Below are 25,575 nucleotides of genomic sequence, written 5' to 3' on the forward strand. Positions count from 1 at the left end.
ATGCTTGAGGTTATTATAGCTTGTGATGAGGATGATCAGAAGGCGGGGTCTTACTATTTAGGCTGTGCAAGGAGCATAACCCAATTGCTATTATCGCAAAATAATCAATTTAAAATAACCAATGTAAGCAAGAACCTTTTAAATCAATATTATATTGAAGCAATATTAACAAGACTTTCACAGGAGAAATTCATATTTTTTGCTTTCTCTCATGGTAAAGAAAATTGCTTAGATTGTGAAGGAGGTGCCTATTTAACTTCATCTTTAAATTTAACTCATTTTAATCAAAGCTTCTTTTATACTTTCTCGTGTCTTTCAGGAAACCACTTAGGGCCTACTCTCATTGACAATGGTTGTATTTCATTCTTAGGCTATAATAAAGTGGTACATCATTGGTCCACTCATGAGGAAGTTTTCATCCAATGTGCAAATTATGGATTTGAAATGATGCTTCAAGGTGATTCAGCAGGAGTTGCTAAAAGAAAGATGGAGGATAATTACTACGAGCAATCAAAAAAATTTGAGGGGGGCTTCTTCGATTTAATTTCTGGAATATTATTGGATAACCGAGATGCACTTGTTCTTAATGGCGATTCAAATTTTGTATTATCAAATCTTTTTTAGTTAATTATTTATTTTATCAATTAATCTACTCAATGTAGATTCATAGTTATTTTGTTTTAACTCACATTCCCAAATTATTATAACTTTCCATTTTAGCTCTTGGAGTTGCCAAATGGCATAAATATCTCTTTGTAAATTCCTTTCGATTTTAGGCCTCCAGTATTCTTGTTTCGACTTTGGCATCACAAAATAACGGCATCCTTCATGGCAGTGCCAAAAGCAACCATGTACAAAGATTACTGTTCTATGTTTTTTTAAAACAATATCAGGTCTACCAGGCAAATTTTTAACGTGTAACCTGTACCGAAAGCCATGAGTATGGAGGAACTTCCTTACGATCATTTCAGGCTTAGTATCTTTACTTCTTATCCTACTCATATTATAGCTTCTCTGAGCAGGAGTATGCTTATCAGCCATTAAATTTATTATTAGCTTAATAATACATAAGAAATACAACAATAGTTTTCTAAAACAAAAAAGCACTTCCGAATTATCTTCAGAAGTGCTTTTTACTTTTGAGCCCCCAGTCGGAATCGAACCAACGACCTACTGATTACAAGTCAGTTGCTCTACCAGCTGAGCTATGGAGGCTTTTCTCTTTCAGGCCTGCTGCCCGATTGATGATACAAAAGTAGCGGCTTTAACTTCTTGTGCAAGTTTTTGCCGCTACTTTTTTTCAGGTTTTACCTAAGGTTTTGAAAATCAAACCCAAAATTTTTAGCTCCGCAGTTCGCGCAGTTGCTTGTGCAGCATTTCTATGCGGTGGTGGGCTTCGTCGGTGCGGGCCTGGTACTCTTCGCGCAGCTTTTCGGCGTTCTTGGAGCGGGCAAAAAACTCGATGTTGGTCTTCAGCGTCCGGATGTCGTTTTCGAGCTGGCCGATCTCCTTGCGGATGCTCTGCTCCTTCTGGTGCAGTTTGGTAGAGGCATCCGGCCCGCCTTTTAAGCGGTTCAGCTGCAGCTTGAACAGCACGTCGTTCTTCTGCTCGTTCGTAAGCTCCGGAATGGTGTCGAGGTAGCGCTCCATCAGGCTGTAGAACTTCTCTTCGGCCCGGGCATTTACGCGCGTAGTGGTGGTATCGAAGCCGCGCCATCTGGCTACCATTTCGTGCAGGGTTTCGAGGTTGCCGGCTTGCGGGTGCATGTGCGGCGCCAGGCGTTCGGTCAGTTCATCCAGGTAATTGATCTTCTCGGAGGAAAGCTTGTCCAGTTCGGCTTCCTTGTTCTGGGCCTCGGCCTGGCGGCGGTCGAAGAACTCGTTGCAGGCGGCCCGGAAGCGTTCCCAGATCTTATCGGAATATTTGTCCGGCACGCGGCCTATAGTTTTCCATTTTTTCTGCAGCTGGATCAGCTGCTCTTTGGTGGCATCCCAGTCGGTGCTGTTCTTTACGGCTTCGGCCTGCTCGCAGAGTTCGGTCTTTAAGCGCAGGTTCTGCATTTTCTGCTCGTCCAGGGCTTTAAAGAACTGGTTTTTGTTGTGGAAGAACGCCTTGTAAATTCCCCAGAAACGCTTGTTAATGGCGTCGGCATTTTCCTTCGGCACCAACCCGATGGCATCCCATTCTTCCTTGATCTTCTGGATCTCGTCGGTTTTGTCGCGCCAGTCGTTAATGCGGTCGGTATTGTAGTTCTGGAAAGCTTCGAGGCGGTTGAGCACTTCGGTTTTCTTTTCCAGGTTGGCGGTTTCCTGTTCGCGGCGGCCGGCCAGGAATTCCTTTTTGCGCTCGTGCACTTTTTCCGAAGCCTGAATAAAGCGGTTCCAGATGGCGTCGCGCTGGTCGTTCGGTACCGGCCCGATGTTCTTCCATTCTTCGTGCAAATGGCGAAGCTCCTGTAACGAAGCGTTAATGGACGGGTTTTCGGAAAGGGCTTCGGCGCGGGTTACCAGCTGCAGTTTCGCATCGAGGTTCCGTTTGCGGTCCAGTTCTTTCAGCTCGAAATAAATGCTCCGGTTGTTGTAGAAAATATCGAGCAGGGCGTGGTAGCTGTTCCAGAGCTGCTGGCTTTCGTTCTGCGGCACCGGCCCAATGGCTTTCCATTCTTCCTGGATCGCTTTCATTTTATCGGCGCTGGTTTTGGTTTCAGCCGCTTCCACCACCTCGCGCAATTCGGCAATGAGTTCCTGTTTGCGCTGAAGGTTCTTGATCTTCTGTTCTTCTTCGCTTCGCTGGTCGCGCATCCGGCCTTCGCGGAATTGCTGCATAGCTTTCTCAAGCTGCTGCCTTTCCGGCGACAAGCGGTACTCGAAATCGTCGGCGGTGCCGCCTTCGGCTACAAAGCGCTCCAGGGCATCGTTTTTCTCAGCGGCCACTTTCAGTTCGTATTCCCGGTACATGGCATTTACCTGGCGGTAATTCTTGCGGTTATCCGGTTTTTTGAGCAGGGCCATTAACTGCCGCTCCAGTTCCGGCGCCGACATGGCGGCGTAGTCCGTATCGATAAACGTTTCTTCTTCGGAAGGCACTTCAAATTTCTCGGTTCCGGCAACCGGCGTACCGGCATTCGGAGTACCTGTTACTCCGGCGGTTTGCGTGGACGCAGCCGGGGAAACCAGTTCTTCGTCGGCACGCTGGCCCGGCATAATTTCCGGGATCACTTCGTGCATGGCAATGGCGCCGGAGATCACGTTGCCCACCGAATTTTCATCGCCCAGGGCGGCATCGCGCTCGGCTTCGGTAACCGTACCGGAGCCGGCATTGGCCGTGCTGAAGGTAGAAATGGCTTCGCGGTCGGCCGGAATTTCCGGGTTAGCCGTTCCGGTTTCGGAAGCAGAAACGGTAGCGTTTTCGCCGGAAACAGTGCTTTGATCAGGCGTAGAAGTTGTTTCAGGATTTACTGGTTGGGTGAAGGTAGCGCCGGCTTCTACCGGCGGGATCACTTCGCGGGCAGCCACAGCGCCGCTCAATACGCCACCCGGGGTTTCGGACGGTTCCACGGTAGTTTCCGGATCGGTAGGCTTTACCAGGTTTTCCGGCAGAGGAACGGCTGCTTCGTTCGCAGTTTTTTCTACTCTTATTTCAGTCGGCTCGCCGGAGGCTGGTTTGCTGGCAGCTGGTTCGCTCGGGGATAATTCATTGGAAGTTTCGGCCCTAGGCGGGGTGGTTACGGAACCGGTTTGCGGCGGCAGCGCTTCGGCAAAAGCCGTTGGAGCAATGGGTTCTGCCGGTGGCGGAGTAGCGCCGCCTTTGCGGGCATTTATTTCAGCGAGCCTTCTTTCCAGAATGCTCATGGCATCTTCTCGCGGAGCTTGATCAGCGTTATTACTATTGGCAGAATTTTCAGGTAAGTTGTTTCCGTTAACCGGTTTTTCGTTCTCTGGGGTCATTGCTCTTATAGTTAGAGGGTGTAGAAGTTGCAAAATAATATACGTCCGGCTGCTAGTTCAGACTGGGGTCTATGGGGTAATTGGAAAGGATCTTGTACTTCCCTCCCATTTCCTTCAGGATCTGGCGCCAAAGCGTATCGGTATCCAAAGTAAATAATTTTTTCGCGGCATTGTTGTTTACGATCCAAACATTTTTATCGACTTCTTCTTCGAGCTGCCCGGGCGTCCAGCCGGAGTACCCGAGAAAAAAGCGAATATCTTCCGGAAGAATGTCGCCTTCTTCGAGTTTCTGCCGGATGTATTCGTAATCGCCGCCCCAGAAAAGCGAATCGGCCAGCGGAATGGCCAGCGGAAAATCGGGGCGGTTATGAATGTAATGCAGGGTATTATGCTGTAAAGGTCCGCCGATGCCCAGCTCCATTTCAAAGCCATGCTCGAAATAGTCGAGCACGTCGGAGAGTTTTAAGTTAGACCGGCGGTTGAGCACCAGCCCGAACGTACCTTCGGCATCGTGGCGGCAGATAAGCACTACCGTCCGTTCAAAATTCGGGTCGCCCAGGTAAGGTTCAGATATTAAAATGCTTCCGGCTTTCACTTCTGCCATTGGTGAGTTTTACTTTTATGCTTTAAAGGTTACCGTTTCCGGTTTTGCCAACCCACAGTACGGAGAATCGGGGGTTTTGTGGCAAATTTGTTTAATTAATAACCAAATAACCGGAAAAATATTGTTTTTACGGTTATGCGGAAGGGTTTTATTTAAAACAAGGAAGTGGTTTGGAGGTTTATTTTAGATTGATTCTTTGGTTTGATTTTTATTTGTGGGATTCTAATTTGCTTTTGTCCTTAACTCATGGCTTTTAGTTTAATTCTGCTATGATTGTTGTTTTCTGGTGAATCAATGGCTTTGCAGCTTTTAGTTAGCTTTCCCCCTCAAGCCGGGTGGCTTCGTTTCTGCGTTCGCGGCTGCAACCTTACCTGCCCTACCGGGCTGCCTCGTGCCTCGGCACCAGTAAGCTTGGAGGCCGCTCTCACAGAAACTGGTGTCAGTTTGCCTTCGTAGTCGGCTTTCTTTTTAGTTTAGTTTTTATCCGCTAACGTGGTTTTCGGGGGCGCTGCGCTGGCGATATGCGTGAAAGGATAAATCAAGGAGAATTCTGCTAATTCTAAAATCCTGAAAATTCTGATTCAGACAATTGTCCTGAAAATCCTTTAATCCTGAAAATCATGATTCTGACACAAAATCAAAACAGGGGTTTTCAGGGTTAGAAAGGGTAATAAATTGCAAAAATTTAGTCTTTCCCGTCATCTCGACGCGAGGAGAGATCTCCGGAATAAGGTAGAAAAGCCAGAATAAAAGGTACTACTAACTTGATGAGATCTCACTTGGCTTCGAGATGACGCAATAATAATTTTTGTCCTAATCGTAGCCTGTACAAGGAAGGGAGCTTTTTTGTCTGAATCAGGATTTTCAGGATTAACAGAATTTTCAGGATTTCTTTTTTCACGCGTATCGCCAGCGCAGCGTCGCGCGAGCCTACATTATTTGATTTTAAACCTGAAGAGAAAAGCCAAATCGGAGGAATGCTGATACCAGTTTTTGCGTGCGCGGCCTCCTATGGTTGTGGTGCCGAAGGCAAGCCCCTCAGGGCTAACAAGCATAGAAGACGCGAACGCAAAAACGAAGCCACCCGGCTTGAGGGGGAAGGTTAGTTATGAGTTTAAAGTTATGAGTTAAGGACAAAAGCCAATTAGAACCCCTATTATCATTCAACAACAACTTCATAATAAAGGTAAATCGGAGATTTAATGAAGCCCTTAAAACTATTTTTTATAATTTTGACCAGTCATACCCCAAACCTATGAACCAACCGCCTTCCTTAGCCGATATCCGGAAGAACTATTCTTTGAAAGAGCTTTCCAAAAGTTCGGTATTGCCGGACCCGGTGATGCAGTTCGAACTCTGGCTGAACGAAGCCTTGCAGGCCAACGTGGAAGAAGCCACGGCGATGGTCTTGTCTACGGCTACTCCGCAAGGCCGGCCTTCGGCGCGGGTCGTACTGCTGAAAGGGATCGAGAACGGCTGCTTTCTTTTTTATACGAACTACGAAAGCCGGAAAGGGAATCAGCTGCTGGAAAACCCGTTTGGCGCCATTACTTTTTTCTGGCCCGCCCTGGAACGGCAGGTTCGGCTGGAAGGCAAAATAAGCAAGGTACCAGAAATTGTTTCCGATACTTATTTCAACAGTCGTCCGGTGGGCAGCCAGGTGGGCGCCTGGGCTTCGCCGCAAAGCCGGACCGTAGAAAACCGGGAAGCCCTGGAACAGGCCGAGAAACAATTCGCTAGTCAGTTTGAAGGCAAACCGCATATTCCGCGTCCGGCGCATTGGGGCGGTTTTCAGCTGGAACCGGATTACGTGGAGTTCTGGCAAGGCCGTCCTAACCGCCTCCACGATCGCATTGTGTACGACAAACAGGAAACCGGTAACTGGCAGATCAAGCGCCTGGCTCCCTGATTTATATAAAAATTTATAATCCGAACATGGCCGAAATTAAGCCTTTCCGCGCCTGGCGCTATCATAAGAAATACACCCCCGAGATCGGGACCCTTACCTCGCCCCTTTTCGACGTGGTTTCGAAAAAACAGCGCGAGGCTTTGTATCATAACCCGATAAACAGCATTCATTTATCCGTGCCCCGCGGCGAAACCCCGGCCCGCAATGCCGCCCAACTCCTGGATTTCTGGAAAAAGGAAAAGATCCTGCACCAGGACGAGCTGCCGGCTATTTACGTGTATTACCAGTATTTCCGGTTACCGGGTTCAGAAAAAGAGTACTGCCGCAAAGGTTTCCTGTGCCACATAAAAGCCTACGACTGGAACGAAAAGATCCTGCTCCGCCACGAAAACACCATTCCGGACGCCGTGAACGACCGCATCGCCCTGCTTGAGGAAACGCTCCTTAATTCTTCGGCTACGCACGGTTTATACGGCGATCCGAGGTTCCAGCTGGAAGACCTGATGGACGAGGCCATGCGCGACCCGGTTTACGAAACGGAAGATTACCAGGGCGCCCGCGACACGCTGGCAATCATTCAGGATGCGAAGGTTATTCAGCAGTTTATCAGCGTCTTAAAAGACAAGCAGGTACTGCTGGCCGATGGTCATCACCGCTACGAAGGATCGCTGGAATACCGCAAGAAAATGATGGCGGCTAACCCGAACCATACCGGCCAGGAAGCTTACAATTACCACCTGATGTACCTGACTAATTCGGAAGCCGATGATTTGCGCATTTTACCGACCCACCGTCTGCTGGAAAAATTACCCATAACGGTAGCCGATTTCCTGCAAAAACTGGAACAGTATTTTGTGGTAACGCCGAAGGAAGATCCGTATGAACTGAACGAGGTGATTGCCGGAAAGAAATGGGCTTTTGGTTTGTATGTAGACGGGCAGGCATACAAGCTTCGGCTGAAACCGGAAGTGCACGACCAGATCGATTGGGAAACCACCCCGGAAGTGAAAGAATTGGACCTGACCGTGCTGCATTATTTTGTGTTTGAACGTGTGCTGGGAATCGTATCGGAAGCACAACGGAATTATCCGGGCTTGAGCTACGTGCGCAATTTTACCGAGTGCATTACCAAAGTAGACAGCCACACGGCGGAAGCGGCTTTTATCACGAACGAAGTTTCCATGGACCAGGTAAAACGGGTTTGCTACAGCGGCGCGATCATGCCCCAGAAATCGACGTTCTTTTACCCGAAAGTGATCTGTGGCTTTTTATTCTCATCTATCGACCCCAATGAGTTTGCCAGTAAAATTGATTCTTGCTTCTAATTCGCCCCGCCGGAAAGAAATTCTGGGCGGCCTGAAGATTCCGTTTACCATTAAAGTAAAGGAAGTGCCCGAAGATTTCCCGGAAGACCTGCAGCGCGAACAGATCGCTGAATTCCTGGCCGCGCACAAAGCCGATGCTTACCTGTCGGATTTAGCTGAAGACGAAGCCGTAATTACAGCCGATACCATTGTGTGGCTCAAAGATTCGGTATTGAACAAACCGGAAAACCTGGAGGAAGCGCGGCAAATGCTTTTCCGGCTTTCCGGCAACATGCACGAAGTGGTAACCGGCGTTAGCATTGCCACCAAAAACCACCAGGAAGTTTTTCACGACGTTTCCAAAGTTTACTTCAAAACCTTAACTGAACAGGAGATCGATTTTTACCTGGAAAATTTTCGTCCGTTGGACAAAGCCGGTGCCTACGGCGTGCAGGAGTTTATCGGCATGATCGGGATCGAGCGGATCGAGGGGTCATATTTTAACGTGATGGGTTTGCCAATCCATTTGGTTTATGAAAGGCTGAAGGCTTTGGGTGTGGTGCCTTATTAGTGGGTTGTTTTTTTACACTTGAGTACGGTAGCTTCTTCAATATGCGTGGGACAGGTCAAGCCCTGTCCGTACAGGAAAAATATAATTCTGTAAATTCTTTAATTGGCTACGTCGAACTTCGTTTCTAATTCAGACAAAAAACTCGTTCCCTTGTTTTTAGCCGTTGGGGTGGGGTCAAAAGGGCAGGCATAAAGCCTGCCCCTACGTATAATCGGTGAAATCCAAAATTATTTGAATTTCTCTTTTAAAATTTCCATTTCTACGGCCGGGGCAATGCGTTCGTATAAAATATTATACACGGCATTGGTAATTGGCATTTCCACTTGCAGGGTTTTATTCAGTTCGTGGATGCTGTTTACGGCGTAATATCCTTCAGCAACCATGTTCATTTCGAATTGGGCGGATTTAACCGAATAACCGCGGCCGATCATGTTGCCGAAGGTGCGATTGCGGCTGAATTGGGAATAAGCTGTTACGAGCAGGTCGCCTAAGTAGGCCGAACCTACCAGGCTCCGGTGTACCGGCATAGCAGCATTCAGGAAACGCTCGATCTCGTCCATGGAGTTGGAAACCATTACTGCCTGGAAGTTATCGCCGTAGCCTAAACCGTGCGCAATGCCGCAAGCCAGCGCAATGATGTTTTTCATGACGGCGCAATACTCAATACCGTCGATGTCGTCGAGGGGGTTGGCTTTTACGTAGCGGTTGCGGAGCAGCTCACAGAAACGGGTGGCTCTCTGCAGGTCGTGCGAGCCGATGGTGAGGTACGACTGTTTTTCCAGGGCAACTTCTTCGGCGTGGCAAGGTCCGGCAATTACGCACTGGTGCGAAGCCGGAACGTCGAAATGCTTTTCCAGGTAGTGCGTTACCAGGCTGTGTTCGGTCGGGATCATGCCTTTAATGGCCGATACCATTACTTTATTTTTAAAAGCATCTTTGGGAAGAGCAGAGATTGCCTGCTGCACAAAAGCGCCGGGCACGGCCAGAATTACCCAATCCGAATTCTTCACGACAGCGGCCAGATCGGTGGAAGGTTTTACGTAGGTCAGGTCGAAGTTTACACTGCTTAAATAGCGCGGGTTGTGCCGGAAGTTAAGCAGGTGTTTTACGTCTTCCTGCTGGCGCATCCACCAATGAATTTCCGATTTGTTTTCCGATAAGATCTTCACGAGTGCGGTGGCCCAACTGCCGCCGCCGATTACGGCTATTTTTTCCAAGGTTTGCAAACGGGTTAAAAAATAAAAGGCCGGTCCCGAAAAAGATCAGGACCGGTTTTTAAGGGCTTAAAGATACTGTTTTTTTATTTAACTGCCATTACGCAAGTTTTTTGAGGTCCCCCTTTGGAGGGGGTTGGGGGAGGAAAGGAGATTTATCTGATCATTTTTGAAAATCAAAAAACGTGAAATCCTCCCCCTGCCCCCTCCAAAGGGGGACTTTGCTCAATAATCCTTACTCACCTTTGCCGCCCTGGCTTTCTTTGGCAATTGCCGAGGCGTCTTTCACTACAATGGTCTCGTTGTTTTTCAGGCTTTTCGATACCGCGCGGAATGGTCCGGAAATAACTTCCTGGCCTTCTTTCAGGCCTTCGGTAATTTCAATGTTGTCGAAATCGCTGATGCCGGTTTTTACTTTTTGGGCTACTGCCTTACCGTTCTGGTTCAGGAAAACCAGCTCTACCAACTCTTCTTTCGGGCGTTTATCTTCTTCGGCGGCATCTTTCGGACGATCATCCAGTCTGGTTTTGCCGGTCAGGAAATCGGCGGGGCGGGTGGTTACGGCCGAAAGCGGTACGGTTAAAATGTTGTTCTTCTGGTTTGTGATAATGTCTACCGAAGCGGTCATGCCCGGACGAAACGGGGTGCTGCCTTTGGTTTGCTTCAGGTTTTTGAAAGATTCATTAATCAGGCGGATGCGGACTTCAAATTCGGTTACAGCTTCCAGGGTTCTGGCATCGTTGGCGGTGTTGGCAATTTGCGTTACCACGCCTTTAAATTTCTGGTCCTGATTCGAATAGGAATCTACATCTACAATAACCGAATCGCCTACTTTCACCCGTACAATGTCGTTTTCATTTACGTTCACGCGCACTTCCATGGTATTCAGATTGGCAATGCGCAAGAGTTCGGTTCCGGCCATTTGGGAGGTACCCACTACCCTTTCGCCGCGCTCAACGCTTAGCTTGGAAATGGTGCCGCTAACGGGTGCGTAAATGGTGGTTTTGTTCAGGTTTTCGCGGGCTTCTTTTAAGGAGGCCAACGCACTTTCTACGCCGAATTCGGCAGCCCGCACGTTCTCGCGGCCGGAGGCGATCTCCTGCTTGCTTACTTCATAATTGGCTTTGCTGGTTTCGAACTCCGACTGGGAAATTACTTTCTCTTTATATAAGGCCAAGTTTCGGGTATGCGTCTGTTTGATCTGCACATTATTGGCCATGTTTTGGGCCAACCGGGCGCGGGCCTGGGCCAGGTTTGCTTTGGCCTGGTTTACGGCGGCAACCCGCATATCTACCATGCTCTGGTAATTATCCGGCTTAATTTTCAACAGCAACTGGCCTTTCACTACCGAGTCGCCTTCTTCCACGAACAGTTCCGTGATCTCACCCGAAACATCCGGGCTGATCTTTACTTCCACTTCCGGCTGCACTTTTCCTGAGGCGCTCACGCGTTCAATAATGTCGGCGCGCTTGGCTTTGTCTGCGGTAACGCTGGTGCCGGAGGGTTTGCCGATCCAGCCTTTTTTCTTGGCTACCAGCCCGAGGATGAGGAATACAACAACAACCGCGGAAATAATGTAAAGCAGGCGGTTCGATTTTTTTGCAGCCATAATTTGTTAGAAGGTGAGCGGTTTATCCTGATAATAATCGAGGATCTTCAGTTTAAAAATGTAGTCGTATTTGGCCTGAATAATATCAGACTGGGCTTTGGTAAAATTGTTTTTCGAAACGCTGAAATCGGTGTTGTTCATGATGCCGTTGGCGTAACGGATCTCAGCGTTGCGGTACGTTTTCTCGAAAGCAGCCAATTGCTTTTTAGCGGCAATGAATTTCTTCTGGGATGCCTGCGCATCGGCATAAGCTTGTTCAATGCGTTTGCGCAATTCGTTCCGGACAATTTTGGAATTTAATTCCGCTTCTTTCAAGCCCAGCATGGAGCGACTAACCGCATACCGCGCCTGCATTTTGTTGAAGATCGGGATGGTCAGGTTCAGGCTGATGGCTTGGCTGATATTGTCGCTGAACTGCTTGGAGAACGCATAAGTACCGTAAACCGGTATGGTAACCGGGGCCGTGATCGGATAATTGGTGCCATCTACGTTTACCTGACCTACTTCCTGCATAAATGTATTGGTGGTTACCGGAATTAAGCGGGAGCTGGAGTAGCCGGAAGAAATGGAACCGTTCAGGGTAAGCCGCGGGTAATAAGCGCCGCGGGCCACATCCACGCCTTTCATAGCGCTTTTTATTCTGAGATCGGCTGCCCGGATCTCCGGCTTGGTCATCTGCGCGGTGGTATAAACCGATTCGGCATCGAAATTAATGACCGACTGGTCCGGATCCTGCAGGTTCGGTTTTTCGATCTCGAAATTCTTCTTATCCTGAATGTCGAGCAGCTGCATCAGGTTCAGTTCGGCAATGTCTTTATTATTCTGGGCATTCAGCACGGCCAGTTCATCGGAAGCAATTTGCGCTTCGATTTCCAGCACATTGGTTTCGGGCACGCTGCCGGCTTTGTAAAGCTTTTGGGTACGGGTAAGTTGTTCCCGGGTATTATCCAGCACCAGTTTGGAAGTAGTCAGCAGTTCGTCGTTGAAAAGGATCTGCATGTAGGCCGTGATCAGGTTCAGCACCATGTCGTCCTGGGCGCGCTGCAGATCGGCCTGACTGGCCTGCTGGTTGTAACGCGCCTGCCGGATGCTGTTCTGCAGCTGCAAGCCGGAAAACAAGGTAACGTTGCTGCTCAGCGAAAAACTGTTGGAGCGGATGGTCTGGTTCACGAAGGTGTTCTCGAACGGATCGATGGAGCGGCCAAAATTGAAATTCTGGCTGGCATTCGCATTCAGGCTTGGCAACAATTCGTTCCGCGCTTCGGAAGCATTTATCCGGCTTACTTCGGTATTCAGAGCGCTGAGCTTCAGCTGCAGGTTATTGGACAGGGCATGATCGATGCTTTTCTGCAAAGACCAGCGGTTGCTGCCGCCTTCCGATTGGGCCTGAGCCGGCAAATAACCGGCCACCACCAGGGCAGCCACAATTAGACATTTTTTCGGGATCCGAAACATTTTAATCGATATTTGGAATATAAGTTACATTTTTCACCCACTTCAGATGCCGGAGATATTCCAGGGCAACCGGGCTAATGCTGCTGTCCATCTCGATAAATTGCCGGGCCAGTTCGTTTTTTCCTTTGCGGGAAACGTTCATGGTGGCAATGTTGCAATCGTCGTGGGCAATTACATCGGCAATAAACGCGATGCTTCCTTTCACGTCATCGGCATCGATAATTAAGGTGTGCAAACTCGCTGAAAAGTCCGCCGAAAAACCGTCTACTTCCACGATCCGGATCACGCCGCCGCCCCGGCTCTGCCCGATCACTTCCACCTCGCGGCCACAGCCTTTCAGGTTCAGTTTAATGGTGTTCGGGTGCATGGTAGAGGCATTGCCTACCGAGCGGAAGGTGTACTTCAGCCCTTTTTCTTTGGCCAGCTCAAAAGCATCCTTAATGCGCTTGTCGTCGGTCTTGAAATCGAGCAGACCGGCAATAATGGCTTTGTCGGAGCCGTGGCCTTCGTAGGTGCGGGCAAACGAATTGTAGAACGTGATAATGGCTTCTTCCGGCAGGCAACCTAAAATGCGGTTGGCCGCCCGGGCGATCCGGACCACGCCGGCAGTATGGGAGCTCGAGGGACCAATCATAACCGGACCAATCATATCGAAAATACTGCTTTTTTCAGCCATAAGAAGGTAATTGGGTAAGTATTATATTCCAGAGATCAAAATTAGCAATTAAGCCCAAGTTTCAGCTTTTTTGCCCGAAAAATATATGGTTTGTTCCCGCGCTTTTATTCTTATCTGTACCGGAACGGAACAGCCTTTGTACCGAATCCGGACACTTCAGACACCTGAACGCTTCCTTAATTAATAAACAAACGCTACAGGGTGGGCTCGAAAAATTGCGGTGAACTTTGGTAAAAGCCTGAAAAACATGATATTTTGCATTCTGTTTTAGTTTCTTTTGCTGGAATAACCTGCTTACCGATACTTTTTAGTTTATTTGCACAACGTTAGAAGTAACTATTTTAATGCCAAGATGAACACAGAATTTAGCCCTGAGGTGCTTGCCCAGCTCAAGCGCCTGCAAGAAAAATATGCTGCCGACGGTCAGGACCTGGCCGGCTACCTGGAAGGTTTGTACCACACCGACTACCTGACTTACTGGGATTACATCCACCTCGATACGTTGTTGAGCCTGCAGAATCCGAAATCGAACATTCCGGATGAGAAGATCTTTATCATGTACCACCAGATCACGGAGCTGTATTTCAAGCTTTGCCTGAACGAGTACGAGCAGATCGCGGACAACAACAACATTAAGGTTACGGAATTAATTATGCGCCTGAACCGGATCAACCGGTACTTCGAGAATTTGATCGATTCTTTCGACGTGATGGTGGATGGCATGGACCGCAACCAGTTCCTGACTTTCCGGATGGCGCTGATGCCGGCTTCCGGTTTCCAGAGCGTGCAGTACCGCATGATCGAGATCGCTTCTACCGACCTCCGCAACCTGACCGACAAAGCAAAACGCGCTGCTTTAGGTTTAAATTCTACCCACGACGAAATGATGGGCTGCATTTACTGGAAAGCGGGCGCCACCATGGCCGAAACCGGCGTGAAGACCTTAACCCTGCTGCAGTTCGAAGAAAAATACACCGATTTCCTGATCAAGTTCTCCCACGAATACAAAGATAAAAACGTGTGGTCGGTAGTTAGTCGTTTACCTCAGGAGGACCGCCATAACGAAAAGCTGATCAAACAGTTAAAGGAGCTCGACAGCAACGTAAACGTAAACTGGCCACTGATGCATTACAAGAGCGCCGTGCGTTATTTAAAGACCGATCCAAACAATGCCATTGCCGCCACCGGTGGCACGAACTGGCAAAAGTACCTGCCTCCAAGATTCCAGAAACGCATTTTCTACCCGGAAATTTGGACCGAAGAAGAAATGGAAAACTGGGGCTCCGGTTGGGTTGAAAGCGTGCTGAGCGAAAAGTAATGTACTGATTTTCAAGGTACTAATGTGTAGTTTAGAGATTGGAATTAGAATTAAAAAACCTCACTGTGAAACCGGTGAGGTTTTTTGTTTCAAGATGGTACCGTTTTTGGATCGGGTATTTAGAAATCATTGCGTCATCCCGAGCGAAGCCGAGGGAACTTATGGAGCCGTAAATAGAGCAATCTTTTTCTGATCTGATTCTTTCCGCATCAGTAGCGTAGGGTTTAAACCCTACGCTACTGATGAAATAAAAATTTCAAATGCTGACATTATAAGTTCCCTCGGCTTGGCTCGGGATGACAAAATTTTGGGCTTTCATTAATCAAAACTTTTTCGGAATTATAAGCTACCAAAAACCGTTAAATTTGCAGGACGAAAGTCCAGATTCTAGAATCTAAAATCTAGTATCTTGTCACCACTTTTAAGGCTAACTCCCTTACCGTTATTTATGAAAAAAGAACTTGACCTGGTGTTTCCGCCGGAAATTGCCTTCGACGAAGCGCAACTGGAAAAGGAACTGATCGAAGCTTCGGGCATCGATTCAGAAGAAGTAAAATTCCTGCACAAAGTAAAACGCTCGATCGATGCGCGGGGCCGCAAGGTAAACGTGCGCGTCCGGGCCGATATTTATACCGAAACCCCTCCTTCCGATACGCTCATTCCGGATTTTCATTACCCGGATGTGAGCACGAAAGAAAAAGTAGTGATTGTGGGTGCCGGTTCGGCCGGTTTGTTTGCGGCTTTGCGTTGCATTGAACTAGGCCTGAAGCCAATCGTACTGGAACGCGGCAAAGACGTACGTTCGCGCCGCCGCGATCTGGCTGCCATCAATAAAGAACACCTCGTTAACCCGGATTCGAATTACTGTTTCGGGGAAGGCGGCGCCGGTACGTATTCCGACGGAAAACTCTACACCCGTTCCAAAAAACGCGGCGACCTGTACCGGATCCTGCACATTTTAGTGAAGCACGGCGCCACCCCGGCCATTCTTTTCGATGCGCATCCGCACATCGGTACCAACAAGTTGCCAGTAATTATTCAGGCTATTCGCGAAACGGTACTAAAGGCCGGCGGCGAAATTCATTTCGATACCCGCGTTACAGATCTGATCCTTGAAAAAGACGAAATAAAAGGCGTGGTAGCGCAAGATGGTACGGTTTACGAAGGAAAAAGTGTGATCCTGGCTACCGGCCATTCCGCCCGCGACATTTACGAATTGCTCCATCAAAAGAACGTGCTCATCGAGGCTAAACCGTTTGCTATGGGCGTACGTGTAGAACATCAGCAAAGCCTCATCGACCGGATCCAATACCATTGCGAAGGCGAGCGCGGCCCTTACCTGCCGGCTTCGTCGTATTCGCTGGTACAGCAAACATTTTTAAACAACAAGCAGCGCGGCGTATTTTCATTTTGTATGTGTCCGGGTGGGTTTATTGTACCCTCGGCAACGGCTCCCGGCGAAGTGGTGGTAAACGGTATGTCGCCGAGCCGCCGCGATTCCCGCTTTGCGAATTCCGGCATTGTGGTGGCTATTGAAACTGAAGACATGGACCTGCAGGAATACGGCCCTCTGGCCGGTTTACGGATGCAGCAGGAACTGGAACAACGTGCCTGGCAAGCCGGTGGGAAAACCCAGGTAGCGCCGGCGCAACTGCTGAAAGATTTTACGAACCGGAAAATATCGGCGAGCCTCCTGGAAACTTCGTACCAGCCGGGACTGAAATCGGTGGATATGCACGAGGTTTTAGGCTCAAATCTGGCGCAACGACTGGTACAGGGCTTTCAGGCCTGGGGCAAGAAAATGCCTGGGTATTTATCGAATAATGCGCAAATTGTCGGGGTGGAAAGCCGGACTTCTTCACCGGTAAGGATTCCACGCAATAAAGAAACCCTGGAGCACGTGCATATTAAAAACCTGTACCCGTGCGCGGAAGGTGCGGGTTACGCCGGCGGTATTGTTTCGGCGGCGATGGACGGGGAACGTTGCGCGGAAAAAATTGCGGAGAAGATTTTGAAGTAGTTCTCTGGCTGCATAGTAGTGTAGGGTTTAAACCCTACGCTATTATGCAGATGATTTGACTATTTTAAACTTTTAACCCGGAAAAACAGTATCAATCGGAAGAATAAAAACCGCTTATTATGAAAAAGACCGTTGTGATCGGTGCTACCGATAATCCTACCCGTTTTGCTTACAAAGCGGTGCAAAAGCTTTTGCAGTATGGCCACGAAGTAGTGCCGGTGGGTATCAAGCATACTGCCATCGGCAACCTGCCTATTCTGCATTTAAAAGACAACCCGAAAGTAGATAAAGTAGATACGGTAACCCTTTACGTGGGCCCGCAAAATCAGCCGGCCTGGTACGATTATATCATGTCCTTAAAACCGAAGCGCATCATTTTTAACCCGGGTACCGAAAACCTGGAACTCGAAAGAATGGCTGAAGACCAGAATATTAAAACGTTGCATGCCTGCACGCTGGTAATGCTTGCTGTAGGGAATTATTAATTTAAACTGAACATAAAAAGAAAGCCTGCCGGATAATCCGGCAGGCTTTCTTTTTTATGCGCTTTATTTAATTATCTGGATTACGTTTTCAGAGAAAAGTCCCCCTTTGGAAGCAGGGTCATTTCACTCAACAAGATTCTCCCCTTGAGGGGAGCTAGAGGGGTGTTTACATCTGCTGATAATTATTAAATAACGTGTTAACACCTTTTTTTTAGGCGTTTTAGTTAGCAATTGGGATTACGCGTTAGGAAAAAAGATTTCCTTTCGTGGCAAGATTGCTTCATTCTAATGCTTTGTCAAAATCTGGGTGTAGTTTGTAACTACACCCAAAATATTGTTTTCCCGATTTAATCCCCAAGTCGTTTTTAATATTTAAGTGTAGTTGCAAACTACACTCAGAGGGAATTATTAATTTAAACTGAACCTAAAAAAGAAAGCCTGCCGGACAATCCGGCAGGCTTTCTTTTTTAGGTTCAGTTTAATTATACTGCTTTATGTCTAATAACTCCGGCTGTTTCGAAAAATTCCAGAGGGCGCTTTCTTCTTCCAGGTTTTCGTAGAATTTAACCGCGTGGCTCAACTTATTAAAGGATTTCATCCCACCACCACTGTACCGAACTTCATACTTACCTCTTTCCGGGCATAAGGAATATCCTAAACCACCAAGCGATTGCAATACTTTGTTTGTTTCCATAAGTAATTAAGCCTTTAGTTAAACAATAAATACTGAGCTTAAGTTAGAAAACTACGGAGTGAAAGGCAAGTTTTTTCCAGAGAAATTTTTCTTTTTTGAACCGATCCTTTTGTTAAATCATCCTGAGCACTTTAAGCAATTTCGTCCGTTGGATAGCTTTCCCATCAAAATACTTCTGCCTAATATTCAGCTACTTCTGAAATTCCTCGAAAACAATTTCTTGGTTTTAGGTTAAGTTATATAAATGACAAAGATCATTATTATTGGTTTATTCCAATTAATTCCAAGTTTCAAGTTATAAGTTTTAAATAATTTTGAAAATACCTATATTTTAACAGGCAATTATCCAAAATTACTAAAATCCAATATCACCTACGCGAACAGCACTATCAAAAATATTTCGGGTTTGTTGAACAAAGCTGATTTCAGAATTGTATCTACCTTGATTTTAAGCAGAAAGCGGCTTTTACGGTTCAGATTCTGAATAGTTACAAAGGCGCCGGAAAAAATCAGACAAATTTAAAAAAATCTGTTAAATCATAATTTTATACTGGGTATTTCAAACTTTACAAACACTGCAATTTTACATTAAAACTTTACCGGTTGGTTTACACTCCTGTTTAACTCCAATTCCGGCAAAATTGTGTGCAGCAGAATGTCTGAAATACGCTTTTACGAAACAGCTTATGCGGTACCGTTTACAAGCAATTCTATTTTTCCAGTTCCTTCTTATCTTAAGCAGCCAGGCGGTAAAAGCCCAAAGCTGCCCAACCCCTCCGGATGCCGCGCTGCAGGATACGGTAGACAATTTCATGAATTGTACCTACTCCTATTCCGGCGCCAATTTTCGGTTAACGGTAGATAATATTTCCAAGACCAAGGCTACCAACACCAAATACGTGATTGATTGGGGCGATGGGAATTCCTCCATTTTCGGCAGCAATTTCAATAACGCCACCCACACCTATTTGCTACCAGGTTCTTTCAACCTGACCTTAACAGTTACCAATGCCGCCGGCTGTTCTTCTTCTAAATCGTACCTCGTATTTAACGGCAGTAACCCGAGCTTCGGGGTGGCCAGCCAAGGAAATACCAACGATTGCGCCCCGGCCACCTTTACCTTCGACATCATCAACACCCAGGGAAATACACCAAGCACGGTTTATACCTTCCAGTTCGACGATGGCAGCCCGGCCATGCACTTTACGCACGCCAACCTGCCGAAAAGCATTACGCACACCTTCACCAAATCGGCTTACGGCAAACCGGGCAACGCTTTCACCCTGACGGCTTACGCTACGAACCCTTGCGGCACCACGCCGGCTACGGTGGGTGGAATCCGGATCTCCGGCGGCCCGATCTCTGACTTTTTAATGAATCCGGATACCGTTTCATGCGTGAACAAACCGGTAAAACTTACGGATGTTTCCGATGGCGGCTTCAATGCAAATGCTACTGGCAGTAGCACCAATGCCTATACCCGCGAGTGGAAAGTTACACCGGCTACCGGTTGGTCTTTCCTGAACGGTACCAATGCCACTTCCGCTCAGCCGATCCTGAATTTTACCGAGGCCGGCAAATACGAGATCTTCCTGATCGCCATTCCACGCGGCGCGGGCGCCAAATGTACCGGCGACACCACCAGTAAAAATATTACCATTTATGACCTGCCGAAAGCGGCTTTCCAGGCTTCCAAACCGAACGGTACCTGTACTCCGGCGGAAATAAAGCTGCAAAACCAATCGGTGGGAACGGCCTTAACTTATAAATGGGAGGTACTGCCAAACAACGGCTTTACATTTACCAATAATACTACGAACGTTTCTGAAAACCCGGAAATCACGTTCACCCATCCGGGCTCGTATAATATTAAACTTTCCGCCACCAATGTTTGCGGTCAGATTCATGTTGCCGATTCGGTTGTGGTAATTCAGGCCGCGCCGGTGGTTTCATTGCCGGCTACGCAACAATATTGCTTATCGCAAACGGTAGCTTTTTCTGCTAAAAACCCAGCTCACAAACCGTCAGTTACTGAAAACGGCAGCGCGGTTACAACTTACGACTGGAAAATTGCAGGCGCTCCCGGTGCAAGTTTTGTAAACGGTACTTCTGCTTCCAGCCAGTTTCCGGAAATCAACTTCCCGGCGCCGGGCACTTACCAGGTAATTTTCCGGGCAGCGAACGTTTGTGGCTTCTCTCAGCCGGATACGCAAACCGTAGTGATCAATCCGTTGCCGGTAGTGAAAGTAGTATCTTCCGTTCCGGCCATTTGTGCCGGTCAGGGAGCTGCCGTATTAACTGCTTCCGGCGCCGATACATTTAAATGGTTCCCGGCAACCGGCTTAAGCGCTACGACCGGCAAAACGGTAACGGCCAATCCTACTGCTACCACTACTTATAAGGTGGTTGGAACAAACACGCAAACCGGCTGCGCCGATACTACGCAAATTACAGTGGTGGTAAAACCAGCCATCCCTTTAACGGTAACGGCTTCCGCTACAAAGATCTGTATAGGTCAGCAAACCACTACCATTACCGCTTCCGGCGCCGATAAATATACCTGGTCACCGGCTGTCGGCTTAAGCGATTCTACCGGAGCTTCGGTAATAGCAAATCCTACTATCACCACTGTTTACACAGTTACGGCTTTAGATACGACTGCCGGCTGTATTGCTACGAAAACCATTAAAATTGAAGTAGTGCCGCTGCCGGTGGTAACCGTAGGCGCTGATTCTACCATTTGCGCAAATCCGCAAGGCGTTCAGTTGAAAGGCCTGCCGAAAGGCGGCACATGGTCGGGTCCGAATATCAGCCGAAGTGGTCTGTTTATCGGTTCGGTTCCGGGCAACTATACGCTAACCTATAACTTCACAAATGCTAACGGTTGCTTTGATTCGGCTTCCCGCGTGATCACGGTAGTTCCGCTGCCGGTGGTTTCTGCCGGAAACGATACCACTTTTTGCGCGGTGAATGCTACGGTTTTATTTAAAGCTACTCCTTCCGGAGGCGTTTGGACCGGAAGTCCGTTTATTGATATTAACGGAAACTTTGCAGCCAACACGCCGGGCGTTTACAACCTGACCTATACCTATGGCAACGGTAACTGCCGCGTTTCCGATACGAAGACGGTAACGATTCAGGCCCTGCCGGCTACTCAGGTGGTACAAAACCAGCAGATCTGTCCGGGCACTACCGCTACGCTTACGGCTCAGGGAACTGCTATGCGTTACGAATGGTACGATGCTTTATTGAAAGGTACCTTATTATTCACCGGTAAAACGTTCGTCACCCCAGCTTTACATAATTCTACCACTTATTACGTAGTTTCTTATAATGCCGAAGGTTGCGCCAATGCGGTTCGTACGCCGGTACAGGTAATGGTGAATCCGGTGGCAGCCCCTCCGGTTGTGGCAGACGTAACTGTTTGCGGTGCCGGCAGCAACGCTACCTTAACGGCCAGCGGCTCTACTGGTACTTACGAATGGTTCAATGCAGCCCAGAACGGTACTTTATTATTTACCGGCGCTACTTTCCAGACCCCGGCTTTAAACGGCACTACCGAATATTATGTACAAGCCGTTAGCGCCGAAGGCTGCCGGAGTTTTACCCGCACCAAAGTTACCGCTTTTGTAACTCCAGCTTTAACGAACAACACCATTTCCGGCAAGCAAATCCTTTGCGCCGGCGAGATCCCGGCCTTATTTACCGGCTCCGCTCCTTTTGGCGGTAACGGTACTTTAACCTATACCTGGGAAAGCAGCACCGACAGCATCAACTTTACCGCAATCTACGGCGCCGGAAATATCCGGAATTTCAATGCCAATGCCTTGACCCAGACTACCTGGTTCCGTCGCAAAGTAAGCTCCGGCCCCTGCTCCGATTATTCAGCGGCTATTAAAGTAACCGTGGTGCAGAAACCTGCCGCACCGCTTAGCTTTAGCCAGACCATTTGTGCCAGTGCAACTGCAACGTTAACTGCTTCCGGAACTGGTTTACGCTCTGAATGGTTTACCACCCCAACCGGCGGTCAGCCGATCTTCAGCGGCAATATTTTTACAACTTCAGCTTTGCAGACTACTACCGAATATTACGTTGAAGCGATCAATGCCCAAGGCTGCCGGAGCGCTGCCCGCGGAAAATATCTGGTAACAGTGCTGCCGGTAATCACCAGCAACTTTATCTCCACGGACCAGACCATTTGCTACGGTGAAACGCCTGCTTCTTTTATCGGTTCTACACCGGCCGGCGGCAATAACGTTTATACGTTTACCTGGGAAAGCAGCACCGATAACGTGAACTTCACGCCGGCTGCCGGCGCCCACGCCGCTGCCAATTACAGTGCCGGCGCTTTAACGCAAACAACATGGTTCCGCCGCGTGGTTACTTCCGGTCCTTGCCAGAACAGCATCAGCGCTCCTATAAAGATTACGGTTGTTCCGGCCATTGCCAGCAAAACCATTACCTCGCAACCACAAACCATTTGCGCCGGCACATCGCCGCAAACCTTAAATGCCCTGGCTGCAACCGGCGGGAACGGAACTTACACCTACCAGTGGCAGATGAGCACTTCCGGTTCAACTACTGGTTTCGCTCCGGCCATCCATACGAATAATACTCAGAACTATACGCCAGGCACGTTGCAGCAAACAACCTGGTTCCGTCGCGTGGTTTATTCCGGCAACTGCTCCCAGATCTCAGCTCCTTATGAGGTTACGGTAGTGCCAGTGCTTACAAATAACATTATTGCTACTTCACAAACCATTTACGCGGGTGCTACGCCTGCTTTATTAACCGGCTCGCAACCGGCCGGCGGAAATGGTACTTATACTTATGATTGGGAAAGCAGCACGACCGGAAATAATGCAGGATTCAGCTCCTTAAACGCTACCGGCCTGAACTTTCAGCCAACCGCTACCGGCCAGACAACTTGGTACCGTCGCATCGTTCGCTCCGGCGACTGTGACCTGATCTCGAACGTGGTGGAAATTACCGTAGTACCAGCTATTGCGAGCAACGTGATCCAGAAAGACCAGGTAATCTGCCAGAACAACCAACCGGATCTGCTGCAAGGCAATCTGCCGGTGGGCGGAACGGGTAACTACACTTTCCTGTGGGAAATGAGTACTGCCGGCGCAACTGCTGGCTACACTACCGCAACCGGTACTGCCAACCAGGCAACTTATCAGGCGGGCGTATTAACCACCACTACCTGGTTCCGCCGCACGGTAATTTCCGGAGCGTATACTTTAAGCAGCAACGTGGTAGAAATTACGGTAAACCAGAACATTGCCAACAACACCATCAGCGCGGCCCAGACCATTTGTGCAGGATCAGCTCCGGCAACTTTAACGGGTTCGCTGCCAACCGGCGGTACCGGTATGTTCACTTACCTCTGGGAAATGAGTACTTCCGGACCGAACACCGGCTTTATTACGGCTTCTGGTGTAAACAACGCTGCTTCTTATAGCCCGGGCGTTTTACAGCAAGCTACCTGGTTCCGCCGCAAAGTGAGCGCCGGCCATTGCGCCGAGCATATCAGTGCCGCTGTTCAGGTAAACGTAAATCAGATCCCGGCACCGCCTTCCATTTTAGCCCAGGACATTTGCGGTGGCTCTTCTGCTACTTTGGTTATGCCGAACACCCGCACCGGCTTTACCGGCGAATATGAGTGGTACGAAACCGCAACCGGCGGTCAGTTAGTAGCGAAAGGAAATTTCTTTACTACGCCGGCTCTGAGAGAAAGCAAAACTTATTATGTGCAAACGGTACAGGATGGTTGCGTGAGCTCGAGAACTCCGGTGGCTGTAAATGTGCGCGGCAACACCGCCGATGCCGGCGAAGACGTGAGCATTATTACCGGCAAAAGCGCTTACCTGAAAGCCAAAGGCGGCGTTTCTTACCGATGGTTCCCTTCCGAAGGTCTGAACAAAACGAACGTTGCCAACCCGACTGCTACGCCAACCAAAACTACTACTTACACCGTGGAAGTTGTTTCCGAAGCCGGTTGTATCTCTACCGATCAGATCACCATTACCGTGCTGCCGAAGATCGCGATTCCGAACACCTTTACGCCGAACAACGACGGCATTAACGATGGCTGGGAAATTAAAGGACTGGCGGAACACAAGAACTGCCGCGTGGAGATCTTTAACCGTTGGGGCGCTAAGGTTTACTCATCAGTAGGGTATCCGAAATCGTGGGATGGCCGCTCTTTAACTGGTCAGGAGTTACCGATCGCTACTTACTACTACATCATTTATTTAAATACCGAGGAAGCGCCGGTGTCCGGCAGCGTAACCATTGTACGATAATTCATAATAATTTATATGAACAAACTTTTACCTGTATTCCTGTTCTTAACCCTAGTAGCAGGAAAATTAAATGCCCAGCAACGCCCGCAGTACAGCCAGTACAGCCTGAACAATTACCTGGTGAACCCGGCGATCAGCGGAATTGAAAATTACACGGATGTGCGCCTGGGTATGCGCAAGCAGTGGGCCGGACTGGAAGGTTCTCCGGTTACTTACTATACCAGTTTCCATACCGCGCTGAATAAAGAAGACCGCAACCGGATAAATAAAAACAGCATGATGCGCGGCACGGTAAAACGGCCGGCTTACCGGGTAAACAAAAACAATAAATTCAAGAAAGCGAACTCGCACCACGGCATCGGCGGCATGGCTCAGGTAGACCGTACCGGCCCGATCCAGAATTCGACCTTCAACTTCACGTACGCCTTCCACTTACCGGTTTCCAAAGGGGTAACTGTTTCCATGGGTACGGCCGCCGGCATCAACCAGTTCAGTTTGAACCGCGCTTTGGTTACCACCGTGCAGTCCAACGACCCCGCCCTTTACTCCGACCGCACCAACGATGTAAAGCTGGATTTCGGCCTGGGCACCTGGATCTACTCGCAGAATTTCTTTGTAGGAGTTTCGGCCATGGAATTACTGGCTAACACCGAGCAGGCTTATATTACCAACGGTCTGCAGCAACCAGGCCTGACCCACGCCCACTATTACTTTACCGGCGGCTACCGTTTCGACGTTTCCCGGAATCTAACCGTAGTGCCATCTACCATGGTAAAAGTAACCAAAGGCGCCGTTGCGGCCGATTTCAACGTGAAAGCCTTATTAGCGGAACGCATATGGGCCGGGGCTTCCTACCGTCACAAAGATGCCATGGCGGTAATGGCCGGCGTAAACCTCTCCCCGATGCTGGACTTAGGCTATTCTTACGATGCCGTTACTTCCGAACTTCGCCACGCCAGCTCCGGCAGCCACGAAGTGGTACTGGGCGTGAAACTGCAGAACCGCGCCCAGGCGATTTGTCCGCAATGGCTTTGGTAATTTAAATTGTTTAATTGCTTTATGGTTAAATTGTTAATTGTTAATTGTTTAATAAGTAATTCATGTTTTTTCAATCTCTGGTCGATAGTTCAGGTTTGAGCGAAGCGGGAACCTGGACCTATAAATAATCTGAAGTTTGTAACTTCAGTGAGGCGACAGCCTCAAAAAAGAGCTACTGAGGAGCTTGTGAAAGTAGAATAATAACCAAAGCTACCGCGCTTTTTCCTGTGCGACACAAGCCAAGGCGAATATTTTAGCCAGATGCGGTCTTGCCATTCCCCTGGAATGCCTAATGTGAGCCTCTAAAACGCTATCCTTTTAACGCAAAAAGTAAAAACCTCTGACCAGAGAGTAAAAACCATCCGTAGCAGTAGCGCAGGGTTTAAACCCTGCGCTACTGCTACGGATGGTTTTTCATT

At 48.5% G+C, this 25,575-nt stretch carries 17 protein-coding genes and 1 tRNA gene; 9 read left to right on the plus strand and 9 right to left on the minus strand.

What is annotated here, in order from left to right; translation table 11 throughout:
• Complete coding sequence (locus tag F0P94_RS18240; protein ID WP_150905763.1) at window positions 1-624, plus strand: hypothetical protein; 624 nt, start codon at window positions 1-3, stop codon at window positions 622-624.
• Here the strand turns inward: F0P94_RS18240 and F0P94_RS18245 are convergent, their stop codons facing one another.
• The 4 genes from F0P94_RS18245 to F0P94_RS18260 all read right to left on the minus strand — a co-directional run bounded on the left by F0P94_RS18245 (window position 625) and on the right by F0P94_RS18260 (window position 4,552).
• Window positions 625-1,041 (minus strand): very short patch repair endonuclease, encoded by a 417-nt coding sequence (locus F0P94_RS18245; protein ID WP_150905764.1) that lies wholly within the window; start codon window positions 1,039-1,041, stop codon window positions 625-627.
• 101 nt (window positions 1,042-1,142) lie between these two features.
• Window positions 1,143-1,215 (minus strand) — tRNA-Thr (locus F0P94_RS18250).
• A gap of 126 nt (window positions 1,216-1,341) precedes the next feature.
• The gene (locus F0P94_RS18255; RefSeq protein WP_225307283.1) at window positions 1,342-3,948 is read right to left on the minus strand and encodes a DUF349 domain-containing protein; all 2,607 of its coding nucleotides are present in this window, start codon (window positions 3,946-3,948) and stop codon (window positions 1,342-1,344) included.
• A gap of 52 nt (window positions 3,949-4,000) precedes the next feature.
• The gene (locus tag F0P94_RS18260) at window positions 4,001-4,552 is read right to left on the minus strand and encodes a YqgE/AlgH family protein (RefSeq protein ID WP_150905766.1); all 552 of its coding nucleotides are present in this window, start codon (window positions 4,550-4,552) and stop codon (window positions 4,001-4,003) included.
• A gap of 1,255 nt (window positions 4,553-5,807) precedes the next feature.
• On the opposite strand from F0P94_RS18260, the gene pdxH reads away from it, so the two are divergent.
• Genes pdxH through F0P94_RS18275 form a run of 3 tightly spaced genes read left to right on the plus strand, consistent with a single transcriptional unit; the run spans window position 5,808 to window position 8,336 of the window.
• Window positions 5,808-6,461 carry a pyridoxamine 5'-phosphate oxidase gene (gene pdxH, locus F0P94_RS18265; protein WP_150905768.1) on the plus strand — a complete coding sequence of 218 codons (654 nt, stop codon included), beginning with the start codon at window positions 5,808-5,810 and terminating at the stop codon, window positions 6,459-6,461.
• A gap of 26 nt (window positions 6,462-6,487) precedes the next feature.
• Window positions 6,488-7,786, plus strand: coding sequence for a DUF1015 domain-containing protein (locus tag F0P94_RS18270; protein WP_150905770.1), 1,299 nt, complete (start codon window positions 6,488-6,490; stop codon window positions 7,784-7,786).
• Window positions 7,752-8,336 (plus strand): Maf family nucleotide pyrophosphatase, encoded by a 585-nt coding sequence (locus tag F0P94_RS18275; RefSeq protein ID WP_150905772.1) that lies wholly within the window; start codon window positions 7,752-7,754, stop codon window positions 8,334-8,336. Before F0P94_RS18270 ends, F0P94_RS18275 begins: the two co-directional genes overlap by 35 nt.
• A gap of 227 nt (window positions 8,337-8,563) precedes the next feature.
• Here F0P94_RS18275 and F0P94_RS18280 read toward each other — a convergent pair whose 3' ends face one another.
• From F0P94_RS18280 to sdaAB, 4 genes are all read right to left on the minus strand, one after another.
• The gene (locus F0P94_RS18280; protein WP_150905775.1) at window positions 8,564-9,553 is read right to left on the minus strand and encodes an NAD(P)H-dependent glycerol-3-phosphate dehydrogenase; all 990 of its coding nucleotides are present in this window, start codon (window positions 9,551-9,553) and stop codon (window positions 8,564-8,566) included.
• Between the two features lie 232 nt (window positions 9,554-9,785).
• Complete coding sequence (locus F0P94_RS18285) at window positions 9,786-11,159, minus strand: efflux RND transporter periplasmic adaptor subunit (RefSeq protein WP_150905777.1); 1,374 nt, start codon at window positions 11,157-11,159, stop codon at window positions 9,786-9,788.
• A gap of 6 nt (window positions 11,160-11,165) precedes the next feature.
• Window positions 11,166-12,614 carry a TolC family protein gene (locus F0P94_RS18290; protein WP_150905779.1) on the minus strand — a complete coding sequence of 483 codons (1,449 nt, stop codon included), beginning with the start codon at window positions 12,612-12,614 and terminating at the stop codon, window positions 11,166-11,168.
• 1 nt (window position 12,615) lies between these two features.
• Window positions 12,616-13,290, minus strand: a complete 675-nt coding sequence (gene sdaAB / locus F0P94_RS18295; protein WP_150905781.1) for an L-serine ammonia-lyase, iron-sulfur-dependent subunit beta — start codon at window positions 13,288-13,290, stop codon at window positions 12,616-12,618.
• A gap of 352 nt (window positions 13,291-13,642) precedes the next feature.
• Here sdaAB and F0P94_RS18300 point away from each other — a divergent pair, with 352 nt between their 5' ends.
• The 3 genes from F0P94_RS18300 (at window position 13,643) to F0P94_RS18310 (ending at window position 17,113) form a co-directional block, all read left to right on the plus strand.
• Entirely contained in the window at window positions 13,643-14,608 is a 966-nt protein-coding gene (locus tag F0P94_RS18300; protein ID WP_150905783.1) for a tryptophan 2,3-dioxygenase family protein, read from the plus strand.
• Between the two features lie 448 nt (window positions 14,609-15,056).
• Window positions 15,057-16,628 (plus strand): NAD(P)/FAD-dependent oxidoreductase, encoded by a 1,572-nt coding sequence (locus F0P94_RS18305; protein WP_150905785.1) that lies wholly within the window; start codon window positions 15,057-15,059, stop codon window positions 16,626-16,628.
• A 119-nt stretch (window positions 16,629-16,747) separates the two neighbouring features.
• A complete protein-coding gene (locus F0P94_RS18310; protein ID WP_150905787.1) occupies window positions 16,748-17,113 on the plus strand; it encodes a CoA-binding protein in 366 nt (121 codons plus the stop codon).
• Window positions 17,114-17,591: 478 nt separating this feature from the next.
• Here the strand turns inward: F0P94_RS18310 and F0P94_RS18315 are convergent, their stop codons facing one another.
• Window positions 17,592-17,807 carry a hypothetical protein gene (locus tag F0P94_RS18315; RefSeq protein WP_150905789.1) on the minus strand — a complete coding sequence of 72 codons (216 nt, stop codon included), beginning with the start codon at window positions 17,805-17,807 and terminating at the stop codon, window positions 17,592-17,594.
• Window positions 17,808-18,493: 686 nt separating this feature from the next.
• On the opposite strand from F0P94_RS18315, the gene F0P94_RS18320 reads away from it, so the two are divergent.
• Both F0P94_RS18320 and F0P94_RS18325 read left to right on the plus strand, forming a co-directional pair.
• The gene (locus F0P94_RS18320; protein ID WP_150905791.1) at window positions 18,494-24,118 is read left to right on the plus strand and encodes an Ig-like domain-containing protein; all 5,625 of its coding nucleotides are present in this window, start codon (window positions 18,494-18,496) and stop codon (window positions 24,116-24,118) included.
• Window positions 24,119-24,133: 15 nt separating this feature from the next.
• Window positions 24,134-25,156 (plus strand): PorP/SprF family type IX secretion system membrane protein, encoded by a 1,023-nt coding sequence (locus F0P94_RS18325; RefSeq protein ID WP_150905793.1) that lies wholly within the window; start codon window positions 24,134-24,136, stop codon window positions 25,154-25,156.
• Window positions 25,157-25,575: the final 419 nt, after the last annotated feature.

The sequence above is a fragment of the Adhaeribacter soli genome (assembly GCF_008727925.1).
In the GTDB taxonomy this organism is placed as follows: Bacteria; Bacteroidota; Bacteroidia; order Cytophagales; family Hymenobacteraceae; genus Adhaeribacter_A; species Adhaeribacter_A soli.